Below are 382 nucleotides of genomic sequence, written 5' to 3' on the forward strand. Positions count from 1 at the left end.
CACCGGGGATGCGGGCAATGCGCTTGATGGTAATCAAACCATCGTGAATTTCGGGCACTTCCAACTCAAAAAGTCGCTGCATAAACAGCGGAGAGGTGCGCGAAAGGATGATTTTCGGATTGTTGTTTTCGTTGTCCACCTGCACAACCACGGCGCGGCGCGTTTCCCCTTTGCGGAAAAAATCCGTCGGGATTTGCTCCGTTTGCGGAAGCAACAACTCATTGCCATCATCGTCCAACAGCAAAAGCTCTTTTTTCCACACCTGATATACCTCGCCGGACACAATTTGACCGATTTGGTCTTTGTACTTGGAGTAAAGCGAATCTTTTTGCAACTCTAACACCTTGCCCGACAGAGCCTGACGCAAATTCAAAGCGGCACG

General features: G+C 50.0%; 1 pseudogene. It reads right to left on the reverse strand.

Going from position 1 to position 382, the window contains the following annotated elements:
* Positions 1 to 382, reverse strand: a pseudogene (locus tag ASC50_RS05475) (transcription termination factor NusA); the annotation flags it as partial.

The sequence above is a fragment of the Candidatus Symbiothrix dinenymphae genome, from assembly GCF_001431085.1.